Source organism: Amylibacter sp. IMCC11727 (assembly GCF_029854195.1).
GTDB lineage: Bacteria > Pseudomonadota > Alphaproteobacteria > Rhodobacterales > Rhodobacteraceae > Amylibacter.
The window spans coordinates 1,134,093-1,151,818 of sequence record NZ_CP122960.1 but is presented as its reverse complement, the minus strand read 5'-3'; the positions used below and the strand labels follow the sequence as shown (position 1 = coordinate 1,151,818).

The following is a 17,726-nucleotide window of genomic DNA, read 5'->3' as shown; positions in this document are numbered from 1 at the left end:
CATGGCTCTTCCCGCACCAAACCTCTATCCCGATTTCAACATCATCCGCCTGTCCCACATCGAACTGGTTGTCACCGACCTCGCGCAATCCAAAGCGTTCTATGTGGACACGCTCGGCCTACAAATCACCTACGAAGATTCCACCCACATCTATTTGCGTGCGATGGAAGAACGCGGCCACCATTGCGTCATCCTGATGAAAGGCGACACACCCTGCGTGAACGTTTGCGGATTCAAAGTCTACGACGAAGAAGACCTCGACCGCGCTGAAACCTTTTTTAAATCAAAGGGCCTGCCCACCGAATGGATCACCCGCCCCCACCAAGGCCGCACCCTGCGCACACGCGATAACATGGGTATGCCGATTGAATTTTATCACAAAATGGAACGCCTGCCGTCGATCCATCAGAAATACAAACTCTACAATGGCGTCAAACCGCTGCGCATCGACCATTTCAACTATTTCTCTCCCGATGTGGATGCCTCCATCGCGTTCTGGAACGACATGGGCTTTCGCGTCACTGAACACACGTCTGATGCGGAAACGGGCCGAAATTGGGCTGCTTGGATGCACCGAAAAGGGGGCGTTCACGATGTGGCCTTCACCAACGGAACAGGCCCGCGTCTGCACCATCTGGCCTTCTGGGTTCCCACACCGCTGAACATTATCGACCTGCTCGATCTGATGGCCACTACGGGTTACGTTGCAAATATCGAACGCGGACCAGGCCGCCACGGCATATCAAACGCGTTTTTCTTGTACATTCTCTGCCCTGATGGACATCGCACGGAAATCTATTGTTCAGATTATCAAACCGTTGATCCCGATCACGAACCGATCAATTGGGACCTCAAAGACCCCCAACGCCAAACCCTCTGGGGCGCCGCCGCCCCGCGCAGTTGGTTTGAACACGGCTCAACCTTTAAAGATGTGCCAACACGCGATTCTGATCTAAAGGCCCAGCCAATCATCGCGCCTTAAATCCACGCAAGCTACACAGGTTTGAAATCGCAGTGTGCGGGATCAAACTCTGCTTTTGCACGGGTCAAAAACCCTTCCAGTTCGCGGTAATTATCAGGGTCCAAGAAATACTTGTAATCCGTTCTTGGCCCTGAAATTTGGGTTTGCAAAACCCCTGCCCCGTTCAACATCACAGATCGTGGTACATATCCACCTTCTGGCGCATATCGATCATTGATCGCTTCCTCATGGTCCCGATCCACAATCACAAACACGAAATCCTTGGACAATTCCACAATCGAAGGTTCTTTGAACGCGGCCCGATACCGTTTGCAATGGGGGCACCAATCCGTGTGAAACAGCACAAACACAGGTTTGCATTCTGATCGGGCGCGTTCCAAACCGTTTTGGAAATCGACCCAAGTGATATCCTCATCGTTGAACCCGGCCTGCACGGTTTGCGCCATTGCACCACTTGCCAAGGCACAGAATATTGCCGCGACCACGCCAATGGTTCGAACAATTCTCATCTCTTTCCCTTCCAGATTTAGTCGCAAAGCAATCTCGCCTACCTCTGATACCCTATCCTCACGACATTGCGATGAAAAAGAGGTTAAATAATTCCAGCCAATGCGCTAGGCTTTTCAAAAGTTATTAAGGGGAAAAACAATAATGAAACGACGTGACTTCATCGTGTCCGCAACAGCCGCTGGCCTGTTTGCACCAAACATTGCGCGTGCCTTTGACAGCACCATCGCCAAGGAACCGCCAATCCCCGATATCCTTGCACCCAAAGTGGTGCGCATCAAAGGTGGCAATGAAAACGAAATCCACGTGGTTCCCGATCATTATTCGCTGTACCTGACCATCGAAAAGAACAAGGCAATCCGGTACTATGTGGGCGTGGGCCGCGATGGCCTGTACGAAAGCGGTACGTTTTATGTGAAAGCCAAAAAAGAATGGCCCAGCTGGACCCCGACGCAGGATATGATCAAACGATCCCCAAAATCCTACAAACGGTTCGAAGACGGCATGCCAGGTGGCCCGAATAATCCCCTTGGCGCGCGTGCGCTTTACCTGTTCTACCCCAATGGCGGCGACAGCTTTTTGCGCCTGCATGGCACAAACAAGCCCAACACAATCGGCAAAGACGTGTCCAACGGCTGCGCCCGATTGGTGAACCTGCACGCGGTCGATTTATACAACCGTACCGCCATGGACACCAAAGTCATCCTGCACCCCAAAGGCATCTACCCGAAAAAACCGATTGGGTCGGATGTTAAAAGCTAGGCCAGAAAAAGTGGCTCTTTGAACCGATGTTTGTGCATTTTGATTTCATTCTTTGAAATGAAAATCCCTTTGCGCCACTCATCGCCCTTCATCACATCCGAATACGTCTTGGTGTAATCCCGAAACTGATCGTTGGTAACAGCCACTGCCTTTGGTAAATGCCGCAAACAACTCAGGATGAACTTGTCCGCCTGCACCCCGCTTGGCACCACATAAATCTCGTGTTGGTTCAGTCCGAAAATATCGCACAGCAAGTCCCATGAATGCGGCTCACGGTCTAAAAATGCGCCATGCTCGGATAAGGTGTAAAAAATGCTCGCGTCGAAAAAACAAACAATGCGAAATTTTTGCGCACGCAGCTGATCCGCAATCATACCCAAAACCTGTGCATCCAATTGGTTTTGGTGGCCAAAGTGATAGATATTGCTCCCGTCTATCACCGCTGTTCTCTCGCGCAGACTCAAATCAACCATGACCCCCTGACGATCCCCCGCCAACAGGAAATGGCGATCAACAGCCGCAGCGCGACTGCGTTGCGCGGTTTTGGGACGAAACAGCAACCACGCCAAACCTACCCACACCACTACGGCCCCAAGCAGGATCCAAAGGTCCATAACAGGCTGCACAGAATACCAAAAAATTGCCGCTCCGAACACGGCCAAAAATACCCAATTTGCCACCCGTTGTATCGGGTGCATTTTCACCATCACAGGCGCCTGTTCCTTGGGCGCAAGCTGCGCGAGCTTTTCGCCCAATGTTGTCGGTTCTGCTGTCATGATCTCGTCGACTTTGTGGTTTAACTCAATCTTAAATTGCAGCGCCGCTCGCCGCTAGCCTGACACCCGAAACTGAAAAAGAAACGGCGTTGCGTGGTTCACACGCAACGCCGTTAACACTTTAACCTTTGGCAAAACCCGTCACGAAAGCTGGGTGGTTTGCGGGTACGTTGCTGGGTGGTTTGCTTTTCTTCCAATCCCCCCGTTAACGAATGTGTTAATCCTCTTGCGGAATGACCCGCAAACCCAATTCGCGCAGCTGTTCGTTTGTCGGTTCAGACGGCCCGCCCAGCATCAAATCTTCTGCCCGCTGGTTCATTGGGAACATGATCACCTGACGGATGTTTTGCTCATCAGCCAACAGCATCACCAAACGGTCGATACCCGTTGCACACCCTGCATGGGGCGGCGCACCATAGGTGAACGCATTGACCATCCCGCCAAAGCGTTTGTCCACCTCTTCATTCGGATAACCCGCCAGTTCAAACGCTTTATACATGATCTCTGGCTTGTGGTTCCGCACAGCACCCGAAATCAGCTCATAGCCGTTACACGCAAGGTCATACTGATAACCCAAAATCTCGGTCGGTTCCTTATTCATAAGGTCGTCCATACCGCCCTGCGGCATCGAAAACGGGTTGTGGCTGAAATCGATTTCACCCGTTTCTTCGTCTTTTTCGTACATCGGGAAATCAACGATCCAGCAGAACTCAAACGTGTCCGTTTTCGTCAGCCCCAGCTCTTCGCCAATCACATTGCGCGCACGCCCTGCAACGCCTTCAAACGCGGATGGTTTCCCGCCAAGGAAGAACGCCGCATCCCCAACTTCGAGCCCCAATTGCTGACGGATCGCTTCCGTCCGCTCTGGCCCGATGTTCTTCGCCAATGGCCCCGCCGCTTCCATGCCTTCGCCCTGATCGCGCCAAAAGATGTACCCCATCCCCGGCAGACCCTCTTGCTGGGCGAATTTGTTCATACGGTCACAGAACTTACGTGACCCGCCAGTCGGCGCTGGAATGGCACGCACTTCCGTGCCTTCATTCTCCAACAGGCTTGCGAAAATCTTAAACCCTGATCCCGCAAAATGCTCGCTAACCACCTGCATTTTAATAGGATTTCGCAGGTCTGGTTTGTCCGACCCATACCACAATGCCGCGTCTTTATAACTGATTTGCGGCCACTCTTGGTTCACGGGACGGCCGCCGCCAAACTCTTCCATCACGCCTTTCAACACAGGTTCAATCGTGTCGAAAACGTCCTGCTGCTCCACAAAGGACATCTCCATATCCAGCTGATAAAAATCAGTGGGGGAGCGATCCGCACGAGGATCTTCGTCACGGAAACACGGGGCGATTTGGAAATATTTGTCAAAGCCCGCAACCATAATCAGCTGCTTAAACTGCTGCGGAGCCTGAGGCAGCGCATAAAACTTGCCAGGGTGCAAACGGCTCGGCACGAGGAAATCCCGCGCCCCTTCTGGGCTAGATGCAGTAATAATCGGTGTCTGGAATTCGTTGAACCCCTGCCCTTCCATACGACGACGCATGGAGGAAACCACCTTAGAGCGCAGCATCATGTTGTCATGCAGGCTTTCGCGGCGCAGATCAATAAAGCGGTATTTCAGGCGGGTTTCTTCAGGGTATTCCTGATCGCCAAACACAGGCAATGGCAGTTCAGCTGCTTCGCCCAGCACTTCGATATCGCGAATAAACACCTCAACCTCGCCCGTTGGCAGCTTGTCGTTCACCAGTTCTGGATCACGGGCCATAACGTTGCCATCAATGCGGATCACCCATTCCGAGCGGACTTTCTCAACGTCTTTGAACACAGGGCTATCAGGGTCGGCCAACACCTGCGTCATGCCGTAATGGTCGCGCAAATCAATAAACAAAATGCCACCGTGGTCGCGCACACGATGCACCCAGCCAGACAGGCGCACATTATCCCCAACATTCGCTGCGGTAAGCTCTGAACAAGTGTGGCTGCGATAGGCGTGCATGGGGATATCCTCTGGCGTCGTTTAGGTTTCCGCGCATTGACGGTGTTGGGGCCGTATTGTCAAGCCATTGCACCCGTTTTGCCCTGATTTCACAGCGAATCCTTGCAAAAATGCGATCAACGGAAAATCATCGCCCTATGATGAAAAAACGAACACCGACAGAACTGCTCCAAGGGGCCTACGCGATTGAAACGCCAAAGGACAATCTGGACTACTACGAAGACTTTGCCGACCACTATGATGCGGAGTTCGCGAAAAAACTTGGTTACATCTATCCTGCTGTCATTGCAGAGTTTTATCACAAACATGCAGAGCCTGCAGATCGCCCTGTGGCCGATATCGGCTGTGGAACGGGACTGGTGGCAGAGGCGATGAACCTGCCAAAAGACATTATTCACGGTTTTGATATTTCCCCTGATATGTTGGAAAAATCCCGCCGCAAGGGGCTTTATGCAGGATTGCACACTGTTGATCTGACCGCGCCGTTCACACCCCCCGCAGTTTTTGGCGCGGTGGTTTCAGCAGGCACGTTCACTCATGGACATTTGGGCCCTGATCCACTGAAAAACCTGCTGGCTTTGGCCGCACCAAATGCACTGTTTTGCATTGGGGTGAACGCGCAACATTATGTGGCAAAAGGGTTTGGCCCTGCATTGGATGCGATGCGGTCGCAGGGGCTTATCAGCCCCCCATTGCTTGAAACCGTGCCGATATTTTCTGATCCGAACAGCCCTCATGGCAAGGATCAGGCCAACGTGCTGGTCTATCGCAAAACGTGATTATTGCGCGACATTGCCGCCTGAGTAAAACAGCCACCCCAACCCGCTGGCAAAGATGGCCACACCAGCAATGCTATGCAATGCGCAGGCCTGTAAAAACCCGCGCGGGCGAAAATAGGCGTGTGAAAACAGAAAGCTACCAATGAACGTGGCAATCCAAACCACTGGATGCCAATACATCAGATGCCCGAATGAAAACAGCACAGCGTTTACAAAAATCGCCTGCCGCTGTGACGCAAACAGATGCCCATAACGCTCAAAAAACAAGGCGCGATAGACCAGTTCTTGGGGAATTACCTGAATTAAAGGGTACAAAATCGCGATGCCAATCATGATCTGTGGCGCATGGATCAGAATATACCACAACCGCTCTGGCAGGATCACCCAACACAGCGCCGTTGCCGACACGAATGTCACAACGCCCAAAGCCAGGGTTTCCAAAAATCGCACGGGGCCAATCAGGTCCCGCCAACGGAACCCCGCGGTGAAATGCAACAGAATGATCCCAACCACTGCCCCAGTGCCCAGCACGGGATAGAGCGCACGTGGCGGCAAAAAAACCGCAAGCACGAACGGCACCCCCACAAACATCAGGATTAATTCGGCCCAGCGCATGGTTTTCATATCATCTGCGCCTTGATCAAACCCCGCAGGGAATTGCCGACAAACACCTCTGCATCCGCCAAGTCTGCAACGGTCAAATCGGCTTCAACCGCTTCACCATTGTCGAGCAGATCTTGGCGCAACACCCCGGGCAACACCCCTGCTGATAGGGGCGGTGTGTGCAATACATCCCCACGCTTAACGAACAGATTAGTGATGGTGCCTTCGCACAAATGGCCGTTTTCATTAATGAAAATCAATTCATCCAGACCGTTTGGCAATTCGGCCCGCGTTTGATCATACAATTTACGCTGCGATGTTTTCACACCAAGCCACGGATCATCAGATCGCAAAACCTGATCGCTGATCGCAACAACCCAAACATCGGGCGTCTGGGTCAATTCAGCTGTTGTCACGCCTACTTCACCTGCCAAATTAATGGTCATGCGCACCCGTGCTGGCAGCGCATCCACCGCCGTGCCCAGCGCATAAAGCGTTTCGCCGCGATTGAACGGCACACCCAATTGCGCACAAGTGCGTACAGCGCGATCCATGTGCAACCCGAGCCGCGCAAAGCCGTCTTTGGGCGTGTAGCCCAGTGTTTCGATGATCACCAAGTCTGCGGGAGCAAGGTCGCGTAGCGGGCTTTCCATAGGGCCTCCTCGTATTCGCTAGGTGCGGTGCTGTCGTAAACCACGCCGCCGCCAACATTCAGCCGCGCCGTGCCGTCCGCATCCAAAGATAGCGTTCGAATGGCCACATTAAAGGCAGAGGATCCGTCTGGCCCGATCCACCCAATGGACCCGCAGTAAATATCCCGTGCCTCTTCTTCGAGATCGTTGATGACTTCCATCGCACGAATTTTTGGCGCACCTGTGATCGACCCACATGGAAACAGCGCTGTGAACATTTCTGCGATGCTTACTTCTGCGCGCATTTGCGCCTGCACCAAAGATGTCATCTGATGCACGGTCGCATAACTTTCCACCGTAAACAGTTCTGGCACTTTGACAGAGCCCAGCTCGGCCACACGGCTGATATCATTGCGCAGCAAATCCACAATCATCAGGTTTTCGGCTCGGTTCTTTTCATCGCTGCCAAGAAACGCCTTCAGTTCCGCGTCCTCGGCCTCGGTCTTGCCGCGGGGCACAGTACCCTTCATCGGGCGGGTCGAAATCACGCCTTTTGCATTGGTGCGATAAAACAACTCGGGCGAGCGGGACACCAAAACAGGCCCCTGCCCCAAATCCACAATCCCACCATAGTTTACGGCTTGCACACGGCTCAGTGCGCCGAACAATCCTTCGGCTGTGCCGCTCCATGTGGCGCGCATCGGAAATGTCAGGTTTGTCTGGTAAAAATCCCCGCTGGCAATGTATTGGGCCACTTGATCAAACGCTTTTGTGTAAGTCGGTTCATCCCAGACAGGCGTTGGGGCGCTCAGTTTAGCGCGGTCCTGTTCGGCCTCAATCTGTGCCAGTTTTGCTGTTGTCGCGTCTTCGTTGGGCCCATCAAACACCCCAAAGCAAATCAACGGTGAACGGCGATCTTTTGGTATGCGCGCCGCCAATTTTGGTTCTAACGCATAGCTAAGTTCGTAACTTGCAAACCCTGCCAGCCACTTACCCGCATCTTTGGCAGCCTGCATTTGTTCAAACGCTTGCGCCACTTCGTCAGGCTCCCAAGCCACGATCAAATCGTCAGGATGCGAAAACACTTGCGGACGCCCGTCAGGGCCGAAATCAAGCAATATGTAAGGTTTATGTGTCATTACAGATCGTAGATCATCCGATTAAAGCAAAAAACAAGTCTTATCCGCTGATTTTTCTGTCAAACCCGTCAGATATGGGTCCGCAGACTGACCCGTTCAGGGGCATCCAGATGCGGTGTCGCACAAAACTGGATCAACCGCACATCATCGCCTACGATTTCGAACCGATGCACAGACGTATGCGCAATCTTCAGAAACACATCCGTCTTGCGCGCCATATCAAGATCAAGCGCCACGGCTATTAATGTGGCAATCACCCCAGTGGAACTGACGATTACAGTGCGATCATCGCGTGCAGCCACTTCGCGCACGCAGTCCAAAATCCGACCGCGAAAGTCAGCATAGCTTTCCAATTCGTCCCCCACTTCGGCGCGGGACCATGCGCCAAGCACATCACGCACATGGGTTTGAAATTCTTCTTGGCTGGATGGTACGGGTACACCCCCATGTTCTTTCAAAAACGCAGCAAGGCCAAAATAATCCATTTCGTTCAATCGGGCATCTTGGTGATACGAAACGCCGTGCAATCCAATGGACTGCCCTGTTTCAATCTGGCGGCGCATGGTGCCGGACAAAACGCGATCCACCGCGCCTTTGTCGGCCCAGTATTCCCCCAACCAAGCCGCCTGTTGATGCCCAAGGTCAGACAGTTTGTCATAAGACGCTTCGTCCTTAGCGCCCGTTTGTGCCTGCCCGTGGCGCACCATAATAATTTCCGCCATAACGCCCGTTCCTTTATCTGGTGATCGCTCTTCGCAAATTAGCCTGAAAACCACAAGCAATTCCCCTTGAACCACCGCCCCATCTGATTATAACCACGACAATTTGCAATCGCTGCCGAATCCATTGCGCCCTCGCGCAATGACGATACGCGGCCAAGCCTTGGGGCCCGACATGCCAAAAAGAACCGATATTGATACAGTAATGATCATCGGGGCTGGCCCCATTATTATCGGTCAGGCGTGCGAGTTTGATTACTCTGGTGCGCAAGCCTGTAAGGCGCTGCGCGAAGAAGGCTATCGCGTTGTTCTAGTGAACTCCAACCCTGCCACGATCATGACCGACCCGAACATGGCCGATGCCACATATATCGAGCCGATTACCCCTGAAGTTGTCGCCAAGATCATCGAAAAAGAACTGGCCGCACGCCCCGACGAGAAACTGGTTTTGTTGCCAACAATGGGCGGGCAGACGGGTCTGAACACTGCGCTTGCCCTTGATGAAGACGGCACGCTGGAGCGGTTGAACATTGAGCTGATCGGCGCGGATCGCAAGGCCATCGAAATGGCAGAGGATCGCAAATTGTTCCGCGAAGCCATGGATCGTCTTGGCATCGAAAATCCACGCGCGGCTATCGCCGAAAGCATGGAAGACTGTATTGCCGCCCTCGAAGAGGTTGGCCTGCCTGCGATTATCCGCCCTGCCTTTACCATGGGCGGCACTGGTGGCGGTATCGCCTATAACCGTGATGACTATGAGAAAATCTGCGCCAGCGGGCTCGACGCGTCACCTGTAAACCAAATCCTGATCGACGAGAGCCTTTTGGGGTGGAAGGAATACGAAATGGAAGTGGTCCGCGACAAAGCGGATAACGCCATTATCGTCTGTGCCATCGAAAACGTGGACCCGATGGGCGTTCACACGGGCGATTCCATCACCGTGGCCCCTGCGCTGACGCTGACAGACAAAGAATACCAAATGATGCGCACGCATAGCATCAACGTTCTGCGCGAAATCGGCGTGGAAACGGGTGGGTCCAACGTACAGTGGTCCGTGAACCCAGCTGACGGCCGTATGGTCGTGATTGAAATGAACCCGCGTGTGTCGCGTTCCTCTGCACTGGCTTCTAAGGCAACAGGTTTCCCAATCGCAAAGATCGCCGCGAAGTTGGCTGTGGGCTATACGTTGGATGAGTTGGACAATGACATTACAAAGGTCACACCAGCATCGTTCGAACCGACCATCGACTATGTCGTCACGAAAATCCCACGTTTTGCATTTGAAAAATTCCCAGGCTCCGAAGCAACGCTGACAACTGCTATGAAATCCGTCGGCGAAGTTATGTCTATCGGCCGCTCCATCCATGAAAGCATGCAAAAAGCGCTGGCGTCGATGGAAACAGGCCTGTCAGGGTTTGACGAAATCGTTGTGGACGGTTGCCCCGCGCTAGACACCTACGTGCAAGAACCCGATCCAAACGGATCCCTTGCGTTTATCCAACGGGGCCGCGACGAAGCTGCACAAACTGCGATTGATAAGTCTGTGACCCGTGCGCTGGCGCAGCAGACACCAGATCGACTGCGCATCATCGCACAGGCCATGCGGTTTGGCTTTACCGACGATGAAATCAACGAAATCACCTCTTTTGATCCGTGGTTCCTATCCCGCATCCGCGAGCTTATTGTCATGGAACATGACATCATCGCAAATGGTCTTCCGACGGATGCCAAGGCCTTGCGGCGCTTGAAGATCCACGGCTTTACCGATGCGCGTCTGGCGCATTTGTCAGGCAAATCAGAACGCAATGTCCGCATTACACGCACCAAAGCAGGCGTAACGGCTGTGTTCAAACGCATCGACACATGCGCGGCAGAATTCGAAGCGCAAACACCTTACATGTATTCCACCTACGAAGCGGATGCGATGGGTGAAGTGGAATGCGAAGCCCGCCCAACAGATCGCAAAAAGGTGGTTATCCTTGGTGGTGGCCCGAACCGCATCGGCCAAGGGATCGAGTTCGATTACTGCTGTTGTCACGCCTGTTACGCGCTGACAGACGCGGGCTATGAAACCATCATGGTCAACTGTAACCCCGAAACCGTGTCCACCGATTATGACACGTCAGATCGTCTCTATTTTGAACCGCTGACGCTGGAACATGTGCTGGAAATCCTGCGCGTGGAACGGGAAAACGGCGAATTGCACGGCGTGATTGTCCAGTTTGGGGGACAAACCCCGCTGAAACTGGCCAATGCGCTTGAAGAAGAAGGCATTCCAATCCTTGGCACCACGCCAGACGCCATCGACCTTGCCGAAGACCGCGAACGGTTCCAGCAACTGCTCGAAGGGTTGAACCTGAAGCAGCCTTACAACGGCATCGCCCATTCTGGTGAAGAGGCGTTCAAAATCGCCGCCGACGTGAAATACCCGCTGGTGATCCGCCCATCCTACGTTTTGGGCGGTCGCGCCATGGAAATCGTGCGCGATGATGCGCAACTGGAACGCTACATCAACGAAGCGGTTGTTGTGTCTGGTGACAGCCCTGTCTTGCTCGATAGCTACCTATCTGGGGCCGTGGAAGTGGACGTAGACGCGCTGTGTGACGGTGAAACCGTGCATGTGGCAGGCATCATGCAGCACATCGAAGAGGCAGGCGTCCACTCTGGCGACAGCGCCTGTTCCTTACCGCCCTATTCATTGGATGCAGCGACCATTGCCGAACTGAAGGTGCAATCTGAAAAGCTCGCGTTGGCCCTGAACGTGGTTGGTCTGATGAACGTGCAATTTGCGATCAAGGACGGGGAGGTTTTCATCCTCGAAGTCAACCCGCGTGCATCGCGCACAGTTCCTTTTGTGGCCAAAGCCGTTAACTCACCCATTGCGGCGATCGCTGCGCGGATCATGGCAGGTGAAAAGCTGTCCGCGTTTGATCTGAAAGCCCCAGAGACAGAACACTACGCAGTGAAAGAGGCTGTGATGCCTTTCGCCCGCTTCCCAGGTGTTGATACGTTGCTGGGCCCTGAAATGCGCTCCACTGGCGAAGTCATGGGATTGGACAAAACATTCGCACGTGCCTTCTTAAAGGCGCAGATGGGCGCAGGGCACACGCTGCCTTCGGAAGGGTCCGTGTTCATGTCGGTCAAGAACGAAGACAAAACGCCACAGATGATCGAAGCCGCACAAATCCTGACCGATCAGGGTTTCAAGATTGTGGCCACGCGCGGTACGGCGGGTTTCTTAAAGGCCGCTGGTATCGAAGCTGAGACGGTGAACAAAGTCTATGAAGGCCGACCCAATGTGGTCGACCGCCTGCGCGATGGTGACATCAATCTTGTGTTCAATACAACCGAAGGTGCAGCCTCTATTGAGGACAGCCGTGAAATTCGGTCGATCACACTTTATGGGAAGATCGTCTATTACACGACGGCAGCGGCCAGTTACGCAGCGGCACGAGCGATTCGCAATATCCGCGAAGGCGCTCTCGAAGTGGCCCCTCTGCAAGAATACTAACCTACTGAAAAAGTACAATAAAAGGCGTTTTGCGGAATTACCCGCAAGACGCTTTTACGCATGATTGATTAAAACTTTAGGTTGTAAAGCCTTAAAGAAAAGTAAACAATTTAAAACAAATGCGAGCCAAATCCCAAAATAGACGCTAGCTTTAACTCTACAGAACCGCTCAACGTAGGAGAGTATAATGCAAACGAAGGAAACAACTGTTTCTATGGTAAAAACCATGGAGGAAATGCAGCAAGCATATGACATCAGGCGCGAAGTTTTCGTCGCCGAGGGCGGCGAGTCCGAAGAGATTGAATTTGACGGAAACGATTTCTGCGCGGCCCACCTTTTGGCCTTTTGGAAGGGCGAACCCGTCGCGACAATGCGGATGCGTATTGTCTCTGGCACAGAGGGTGGCACTATCATTTGGGAACGTATGGCGATCCTGAAAAACGCCCGTGAGCGCAATCCGTGGATTTTTCGCGCTCTAATGAACAGCGCGCGTCATTATACAGATTTGATGGGGCTGAAAAACGTTATCGGGATCGTGGAAAATCCGAAGCTGATGCGTTTTTGGCGGATCTATGGCGGCAAAGAAACGGGCGAGGAGCCTTTGGAGCTGGATGGGCACACGTACCGCCCTATCCGCTTGACAATTGACCGTGATGAACCGCAGGAAGAGGTGACCCTGCGCCAAGCAATCATGGCGGTACCAGAAGTCTTTGACGAAACGAGGAAAAATACGTGAGTGTCAACTTTGCGTCACTAATTGAACAGCTTTGGCAATCCGAAACTCCCGAAACCACGCGGGACATCATCCTGAGCCTTGGGTTCAATGGTTTGGTGTTCCAACGGTGGAATGTCGATTACATCGAAAACTGGGAAGGACGGATGGCGAATGGTTTTCTTGAGCACTATTACGGTGCGCAATTGGACCAATATTGCCCGATTGCAAAGGCGATTCACTCCTGGACGCGAAGCTATACTTTCGCAGAGGCTCGTGCCGGCTCTAACAGCGATGTGCAAAACGCATCACGTGTAGAGAGCCTGTTCCAACAATTTGGGATGGTTGACGGTGTGGTCTTGCTTACGGGCAAAAACAGTTTGCGGTCATCTGTAATTTTAACTTCGGCGCATCCAACGCAAAAACTCTTCGAAGAGCTTGGCGGTGTTCTGTACCTTGCAGCCGATAAATTGACCCAACAACTGCACAGCGCCCACAAGTTGCTGACCCATGTTCCGCGCGAAAACCCTGTTCTTTCTGAAATGCAGGCGAAAATCTTGCAAATGCAAATCGACCATCCAGAGTTAAGTAATTCTGAAATGGCGACGGCCCTTGGACTGTCCCCGAAAACTCTGCACGCACATCACAAAAAGATCGCTAAGAAAAACGGTGTGACCACCTTTGCAGGGGCTGTGATCAAAACTCTCAAGGAAGCGCAGTAAACGTGATCCTGAAAAAACAAACCCCGTTTAACATTTCTGTTAAACGGGGCTGGTACACCAATACTCAGTACTCGTACTACCCTCAGAGCACTCGTTACAAACCTTGTCACAACGGCGGGGCCATCGGCGGCCCTGCCAAAACTGTTAGGTACACGCTTTGATCAATCCAACGATTTGGTTTTTCACCGCCTCGTTCGGGATTTGATTGATCTGCGTTGCCAATTCTATTGTGCGTGTTGAAATCTCTTCGATGTCTTGGCCTTCTTCGCCATCTGCACCGTCAAAGAAGTAAGAGACCTTCACGCCCAGCGCTTGGGAAACTTCCCATAGACGACTGGCGCTGATGCGGTTGATACCGCGTTCGTATTTTTGCAATTGCTGGAAGCTGATCTTCAGCATTTCGCTGAGTTGTTGTTGGCTGATTCCGCGTGACGCACGGGTCAAACGGATTTTAGTACCAACATGAAGATCGACAGGATGAGGCATAGGTAACGGCTCCACATTAAACGGATTGGCCTGACGGCATTTTCGCGATTTTCTGATAAGCCGAAGGTCTAGCCGACGGAGCGCCGTTGTGAGATTGTTCACTTGGCGGTATACCTCTTTAAACCACAGCGGCAGAGAGAATGCAATCCTAAATTGCCAATTTCCTCTACTAAAAGTTGCAAGCGCCTCATTCGATTGCAGAATTTACCAATTTTGGGGCGGGTTCGAAATCTTACCTGAGGTCAATTAAGTTCAAAGCATGACGAGATCGCCAAATTCTTGTTCTACATTGTGTTTTCATTGCGTCCATTTGAACAGAGACATTGCTTCCCGCAGAATCACTCATCCACTAATATTATTTAATTTCAGCGTCTTGCAGTAAATTCACTAGCACATCGAGCGAAGCAATCGCACAAAAACTCAGTTTCGCCGACCAAGGCAAACCCTTTTAGACTCTCAAATTCCATTGCCTGATCTAATAACCAAAATGTGATGATGATCTGCGCCAACATCACTCATCCAAAGCGGGAACAGGGCAAGGTGACGCCAAAATCTTTGCATTTTGCAAATCTGGCGCCACAACCTATGCGAACGGTTTTATTTTTCTAGACGGAATTTCTAAACACACATTGCTCTAATTTTAACCGTTCCACTCTGGCTTGATCCATTAAATCGCCGCCTCAACGCCAGATCGTTTGCCTGTCATAACCGCTGAGTCTACGGAAACGAATCTCTTGAACTGCGGCCTTGCTCGCGCCAATGTCGCCCCATGGCCAAACTCTATTTCCACTACTCCACCATGAACGCTGGCAAATCCACAGCGTTGTTGCAAGCCTCACATAACTACCGTGAACGCGGGATGGAAACCTACCTCATTACGGCCCGTTTTGACGATCGCGCAGGGGCAGGAGAAATCGGGTCTCGCATCGGCATATCCGCCAAGGCTGACGGATTTGACGGATCAAGCGATCTGTTTGACATGATCGAAAAACGTATGAAAAGCAGCACGCTGACCTGCGTGTTTATCGACGAGGCGCAGTTCTTATCAGCGGGTCAGGTCTGGCAATTGGCCCGCGCTGTGGACGATCTGGGCGTGCCCATCATGTGTTATGGCCTGCGAGTTGATTTTTTGGGCCATCTGTTTCCAGGATCGGCTGCATTGCTGGCTATGGCCGATGAAATGCGCGAAGTGCGCACGATTTGTTTTTGCGGAAAAAAGGCTACGATGGTGGTGCGCCAAGACGAAAACGGCGATGTCATCACCCAAGGGGCGCAAATTCAAATCGGCGGCAACGAAACTTATGTGTCCCTGTGCCGCCGTCATTGGCGCGAAGCAACGGGCGATCTGCCCCAATAATTAACGGTTGTTGTCGACAGGCACGTCCACAACAATTTCACCCGCCTTTTCAAAGGTCAGCGTGAGGGTCAACGTCTGACCCGCATCAAGCGCACCATTCAACCCCATCAGCATCACGTGGTCACCACCCCGTTTCATCACAACTGTTTCGCCAGCGGCCAATTGAATGCCGCCCTCGATCTGGCGCATCATCATGATGCCATCGCCATCTTCGATGTGCGTGTGCAGTTCTGCCATTGCGGACGCATCTGTTTTCGCGGCAATCAACACGTCATCTTGGCCTGATTGATTGGTAATCGCCATATACGCCGCACCTGCCATGGCGCTTGCGCCCACGGCGCGAGCATAGGCGTCTTCAACTTTGAACGGTTCCTCTGGATTGACTACATCCCCCCCTTTGCCAAGGAACAGAAAAACCACCAACGCAATTGCCACAGCAATCGCACCCAACGCAGCGAGGATACGCATTTTTATCACCTGTATTATTTTCGAAATGCCAAAAGAAAACGGCCCCTGAAAGAGGCCGTTTCTAAGACAAAATCACAAGAGGACGTTAGGCCGCAGCTTGTGCTTTTGCGATATCTTTTTTCACTTTCAAAGCTGCATCGGACAGCTCAGAGTCTTTTGCTTTCGCCATGAACGCGTCCAGACCACCACGGTGATCAACAGTGCGCAGGGCAGCCGCAGAAATGCGGAATTTGAAAGACCGACCCAATGTTTCGCTGATCAGCGTCACATCGTTCAGGTTAGGCAGGAACCGACGACGGGTCCGGTTTTTGGCGTGGCTGACGTTGTTGCCAGACATTGGGCCTTTGTTTGTAAACTCACAACGACGAGACATCGCGTATATCCTTACTCTCTTGCCGTGCGATGAAACCCGCACTTGCATTTGAAATCCGAGCCGCTTCTTAGGACTGATTGAATTATACGTCAAGGGCGCAAGCCCCCCTAATCGCGCTCTATTTTCGCGATTTCAACGCCTGAAGCACATCTGCCGCAGCTGCATCAGGTGTTAGCACCCCATCTGCTACCTGTTTGCGCAGATTTTCTTGCAATTTTTGCAAGGTTTCATCCCGCTCCAGCTGAGCCAAAACCCCACGGCGTACTTCGTCTTCGAACCAAACCTTGGCTTGGCGTCCCCGATTCGCTGCAAAATGCCCTTCCGAACGACGCCATTTCACAAGTGTCTCGATTTCAGACCACACTTGTGCCAGTCCGTCTTCTTCTAGGGCAGAAATCGTCATGGCTTTGGGGAACTCTTTGGGGTCCTGCACGCGTTTACGCAACAATCGCAGCGCCCCAGCATAATCCGCACAGGTGCGCAGGGCCTGGGGTTTCAATTCCCCGTCCGCTTTGTTGATCAGGATCAGATCGGCGATTTCCATGATGCCGCGTTTCACACCTTGCAATTCATCGCCGCCCGCAGGAGCCAGCAGCAATAAGAACAGATCGGTCATATCTGCGACCATCACCTCGGATTGTCCAACGCCCACGGTTTCCACCAACACCACATCGAACCCCGCGGCTTCGCACAGCGAAATCGCCTCGCGCGTGCGCCGCGCCACACCACCGAGCGCTGCACTGGACGGGCTAGGTCGAATAAACGCATTTGGATGGCGTGACAGGCGGTCCATCCGCGTCTTGTCCCCCAAAATCGATCCGCCTGAACGTTTCGAAGACGGGTCAACAGCCAAAACGGCCACCTTGAGCCCCTGCTCCACAAGCATCATGCCGAAACTTTCGGTAAACGTGGATTTCCCTACACCAGGCGTACCAGACAGACCAATGCGCAAGGCACTGCGCCCAGATTTTCCGAGCGCATCCACCAACTGCACTGCTTGGGCGCGATGATCGTCCCGTGTGCTTTCTACAAGCGTGATCGCGCGTGCCAAAATCCGCCGATTGCCCTCAAGGATTGCATCAACCATGCTTTGATCTGTTTGCATCCTATTGATTTCACTCCGCTTTCTAACGATGGCAAAGGATCGCCCATCGCGAGCCGCCACTCTTCCCCGAAGTCTTAATCAATCTTAAACCAAG

At 52.6% G+C, this 17,726-nt stretch carries 18 protein-coding genes; 7 read left to right on the top strand and 11 right to left on the bottom strand.

What is annotated here, in order from left to right:
- Position 1 precedes the first annotated feature (1 nt).
- Positions 2-982 carry a 3,4-dihydroxyphenylacetate 2,3-dioxygenase gene (gene hpaD / locus QBD29_RS05935; RefSeq protein WP_280100390.1) on the top strand — a complete coding sequence of 327 codons (981 nt, stop codon included), beginning with the start codon at positions 2-4 and terminating at the stop codon, positions 980-982.
- 11 nt (positions 983-993) lie between these two features.
- Here hpaD and QBD29_RS05930 read toward each other — a convergent pair whose 3' ends face one another.
- Positions 994-1,491 (bottom strand): thioredoxin family protein, encoded by a 498-nt coding sequence (locus tag QBD29_RS05930; RefSeq protein ID WP_280100389.1) that lies wholly within the window; start codon positions 1,489-1,491, stop codon positions 994-996.
- 142 nt (positions 1,492-1,633) lie between these two features.
- Between QBD29_RS05930 and QBD29_RS05925 the strand changes: the two genes are divergently transcribed.
- Entirely contained in the window at positions 1,634-2,251 is a 618-nt protein-coding gene (locus QBD29_RS05925; protein ID WP_280100388.1) for a L,D-transpeptidase, read from the top strand.
- On the opposite strand, the gene QBD29_RS05920 is transcribed toward QBD29_RS05925, so the two are convergent.
- Entirely contained in the window at positions 2,248-3,027 is a 780-nt protein-coding gene (locus QBD29_RS05920) for a hypothetical protein (RefSeq protein WP_280100387.1), read from the bottom strand. The genes QBD29_RS05925 and QBD29_RS05920 overlap by 4 nt on opposite strands.
- Positions 3,028-3,244: 217 nt before the next feature.
- Positions 3,245-5,026 carry an aspartate--tRNA ligase gene (aspS, locus tag QBD29_RS05915; RefSeq protein WP_280100386.1) on the bottom strand — a complete coding sequence of 594 codons (1,782 nt, stop codon included), beginning with the start codon at positions 5,024-5,026 and terminating at the stop codon, positions 3,245-3,247.
- Between the two features lie 137 nt (positions 5,027-5,163).
- Here aspS and QBD29_RS05910 point away from each other — a divergent pair, with 137 nt between their 5' ends.
- Positions 5,164-5,805, top strand: coding sequence for a methyltransferase domain-containing protein (locus tag QBD29_RS05910; protein ID WP_280100385.1), 642 nt, complete (start codon positions 5,164-5,166; stop codon positions 5,803-5,805).
- On the opposite strand, the gene QBD29_RS05905 is transcribed toward QBD29_RS05910, so the two are convergent.
- The 4 genes from QBD29_RS05905 to QBD29_RS05890 all read right to left on the bottom strand — a co-directional run bounded on the left by QBD29_RS05905 (position 5,806) and on the right by QBD29_RS05890 (position 8,901).
- Positions 5,806-6,429, bottom strand: a complete 624-nt coding sequence (locus QBD29_RS05905; protein ID WP_280100384.1) for a CPBP family intramembrane metalloprotease — start codon at positions 6,427-6,429, stop codon at positions 5,806-5,808. It lies immediately after the preceding gene.
- On the bottom strand, positions 6,426-7,061 hold the full coding sequence (locus QBD29_RS05900; protein ID WP_280100383.1) for an aminotransferase class IV family protein: 636 nt from the start codon (positions 7,059-7,061) through the stop codon (positions 6,426-6,428). The genes QBD29_RS05905 and QBD29_RS05900 overlap by 4 nt, the downstream gene beginning before the upstream one ends.
- Complete coding sequence (locus QBD29_RS05895; protein ID WP_280100382.1) at positions 7,019-8,179, bottom strand: aminodeoxychorismate synthase component I; 1,161 nt, start codon at positions 8,177-8,179, stop codon at positions 7,019-7,021. The genes QBD29_RS05900 and QBD29_RS05895 overlap by 43 nt, the downstream gene beginning before the upstream one ends.
- Positions 8,180-8,247: 68 nt before the next feature.
- Positions 8,248-8,901 carry a histidine phosphatase family protein gene (locus QBD29_RS05890; protein ID WP_280100381.1) on the bottom strand — a complete coding sequence of 218 codons (654 nt, stop codon included), beginning with the start codon at positions 8,899-8,901 and terminating at the stop codon, positions 8,248-8,250.
- A gap of 172 nt (positions 8,902-9,073) precedes the next feature.
- Here QBD29_RS05890 and carB point away from each other — a divergent pair, with 172 nt between their 5' ends.
- The 3 genes from carB (at position 9,074) to QBD29_RS05875 (ending at position 13,843) form a co-directional block, all read left to right on the top strand.
- Positions 9,074-12,409 carry a carbamoyl-phosphate synthase large subunit gene (gene carB / locus QBD29_RS05885; RefSeq protein WP_280100380.1) on the top strand — a complete coding sequence of 1,112 codons (3,336 nt, stop codon included), beginning with the start codon at positions 9,074-9,076 and terminating at the stop codon, positions 12,407-12,409.
- 187 nt (positions 12,410-12,596) lie between these two features.
- Complete coding sequence (locus QBD29_RS05880; protein WP_280100379.1) at positions 12,597-13,145, top strand: hypothetical protein; 549 nt, start codon at positions 12,597-12,599, stop codon at positions 13,143-13,145.
- Positions 13,142-13,843 carry a hypothetical protein gene (locus QBD29_RS05875; RefSeq protein WP_280100378.1) on the top strand — a complete coding sequence of 234 codons (702 nt, stop codon included), beginning with the start codon at positions 13,142-13,144 and terminating at the stop codon, positions 13,841-13,843. The genes QBD29_RS05880 and QBD29_RS05875 overlap by 4 nt, the downstream gene beginning before the upstream one ends.
- 144 nt (positions 13,844-13,987) lie before the next feature.
- Here the strand turns inward: QBD29_RS05875 and QBD29_RS05870 are convergent, their stop codons facing one another.
- On the bottom strand, positions 13,988-14,329 hold the full coding sequence (locus QBD29_RS05870) for a helix-turn-helix transcriptional regulator (protein ID WP_280100377.1): 342 nt from the start codon (positions 14,327-14,329) through the stop codon (positions 13,988-13,990).
- 769 nt (positions 14,330-15,098) lie between these two features.
- Between QBD29_RS05870 and QBD29_RS05865 the strand changes: the two genes are divergently transcribed.
- Positions 15,099-15,686 (top strand): thymidine kinase, encoded by a 588-nt coding sequence (locus QBD29_RS05865; protein ID WP_280100376.1) that lies wholly within the window; start codon positions 15,099-15,101, stop codon positions 15,684-15,686.
- Here QBD29_RS05865 and QBD29_RS05860 read toward each other — a convergent pair whose 3' ends face one another.
- From QBD29_RS05860 to meaB, 3 genes are all read right to left on the bottom strand, one after another.
- Positions 15,687-16,154, bottom strand: a complete 468-nt coding sequence (locus QBD29_RS05860; RefSeq protein ID WP_280100375.1) for a copper chaperone PCu(A)C — start codon at positions 16,152-16,154, stop codon at positions 15,687-15,689.
- An 85-nt stretch (positions 16,155-16,239) separates the two neighbouring features.
- On the bottom strand, positions 16,240-16,527 hold the full coding sequence (gene rpmB / locus QBD29_RS05855; RefSeq protein WP_280100374.1) for a 50S ribosomal protein L28: 288 nt from the start codon (positions 16,525-16,527) through the stop codon (positions 16,240-16,242).
- A 118-nt stretch (positions 16,528-16,645) separates the two neighbouring features.
- Positions 16,646-17,632, bottom strand: a complete 987-nt coding sequence (gene meaB / locus QBD29_RS05850) for a methylmalonyl Co-A mutase-associated GTPase MeaB (protein WP_280100373.1) — start codon at positions 17,630-17,632, stop codon at positions 16,646-16,648.
- Between the last annotated feature and the right edge of the window lie 94 nt (positions 17,633-17,726).

Excerpts from the sequence above, each read along its gene's own strand:
- hpaD (WP_280100390.1), top strand. The coding sequence starts at position 2 with ATGGCTCTTCCCGCACCAAACCTCTATCCCGATTTCAACATCATCCGC.
- QBD29_RS05930 (WP_280100389.1), bottom strand. The coding sequence starts at position 1,491 with ATGAGAATTGTTCGAACCATTGGCGTGGTCGCGGCAATATTCTGTGCC.
- QBD29_RS05925 (WP_280100388.1), top strand. The coding sequence starts at position 1,634 with ATGAAACGACGTGACTTCATCGTGTCCGCAACAGCCGCTGGCCTGTTT.
- QBD29_RS05920 (WP_280100387.1), bottom strand. The coding sequence starts at position 3,027 with ATGACAGCAGAACCGACAACATTGGGCGAAAAGCTCGCGCAGCTTGCG.
- aspS (WP_280100386.1), bottom strand. The coding sequence starts at position 5,026 with ATGCACGCCTATCGCAGCCACACTTGTTCAGAGCTTACCGCAGCGAAT.
- QBD29_RS05910 (WP_280100385.1), top strand. The coding sequence starts at position 5,164 with ATGATGAAAAAACGAACACCGACAGAACTGCTCCAAGGGGCCTACGCG.
- QBD29_RS05905 (WP_280100384.1), bottom strand. The coding sequence starts at position 6,429 with ATGAAAACCATGCGCTGGGCCGAATTAATCCTGATGTTTGTGGGGGTG.
- QBD29_RS05900 (WP_280100383.1), bottom strand. The coding sequence starts at position 7,061 with ATGGAAAGCCCGCTACGCGACCTTGCTCCCGCAGACTTGGTGATCATC.
- QBD29_RS05895 (WP_280100382.1), bottom strand. The coding sequence starts at position 8,179 with ATGACACATAAACCTTACATATTGCTTGATTTCGGCCCTGACGGGCGT.
- QBD29_RS05890 (WP_280100381.1), bottom strand. The coding sequence starts at position 8,901 with ATGGCGGAAATTATTATGGTGCGCCACGGGCAGGCACAAACGGGCGCT.
- carB (WP_280100380.1), top strand. The coding sequence starts at position 9,074 with ATGCCAAAAAGAACCGATATTGATACAGTAATGATCATCGGGGCTGGC.
- QBD29_RS05880 (WP_280100379.1), top strand. The coding sequence starts at position 12,597 with ATGCAAACGAAGGAAACAACTGTTTCTATGGTAAAAACCATGGAGGAA.
- QBD29_RS05870 (WP_280100377.1), bottom strand. The coding sequence starts at position 14,329 with ATGCCTCATCCTGTCGATCTTCATGTTGGTACTAAAATCCGTTTGACC.
- QBD29_RS05865 (WP_280100376.1), top strand. The coding sequence starts at position 15,099 with ATGGCCAAACTCTATTTCCACTACTCCACCATGAACGCTGGCAAATCC.
- QBD29_RS05860 (WP_280100375.1), bottom strand. The coding sequence starts at position 16,154 with ATGCGTATCCTCGCTGCGTTGGGTGCGATTGCTGTGGCAATTGCGTTG.
- rpmB (WP_280100374.1), bottom strand. The coding sequence starts at position 16,527 with ATGTCTCGTCGTTGTGAGTTTACAAACAAAGGCCCAATGTCTGGCAAC.
- meaB (WP_280100373.1), bottom strand. The coding sequence starts at position 17,632 with ATGCAAACAGATCAAAGCATGGTTGATGCAATCCTTGAGGGCAATCGG.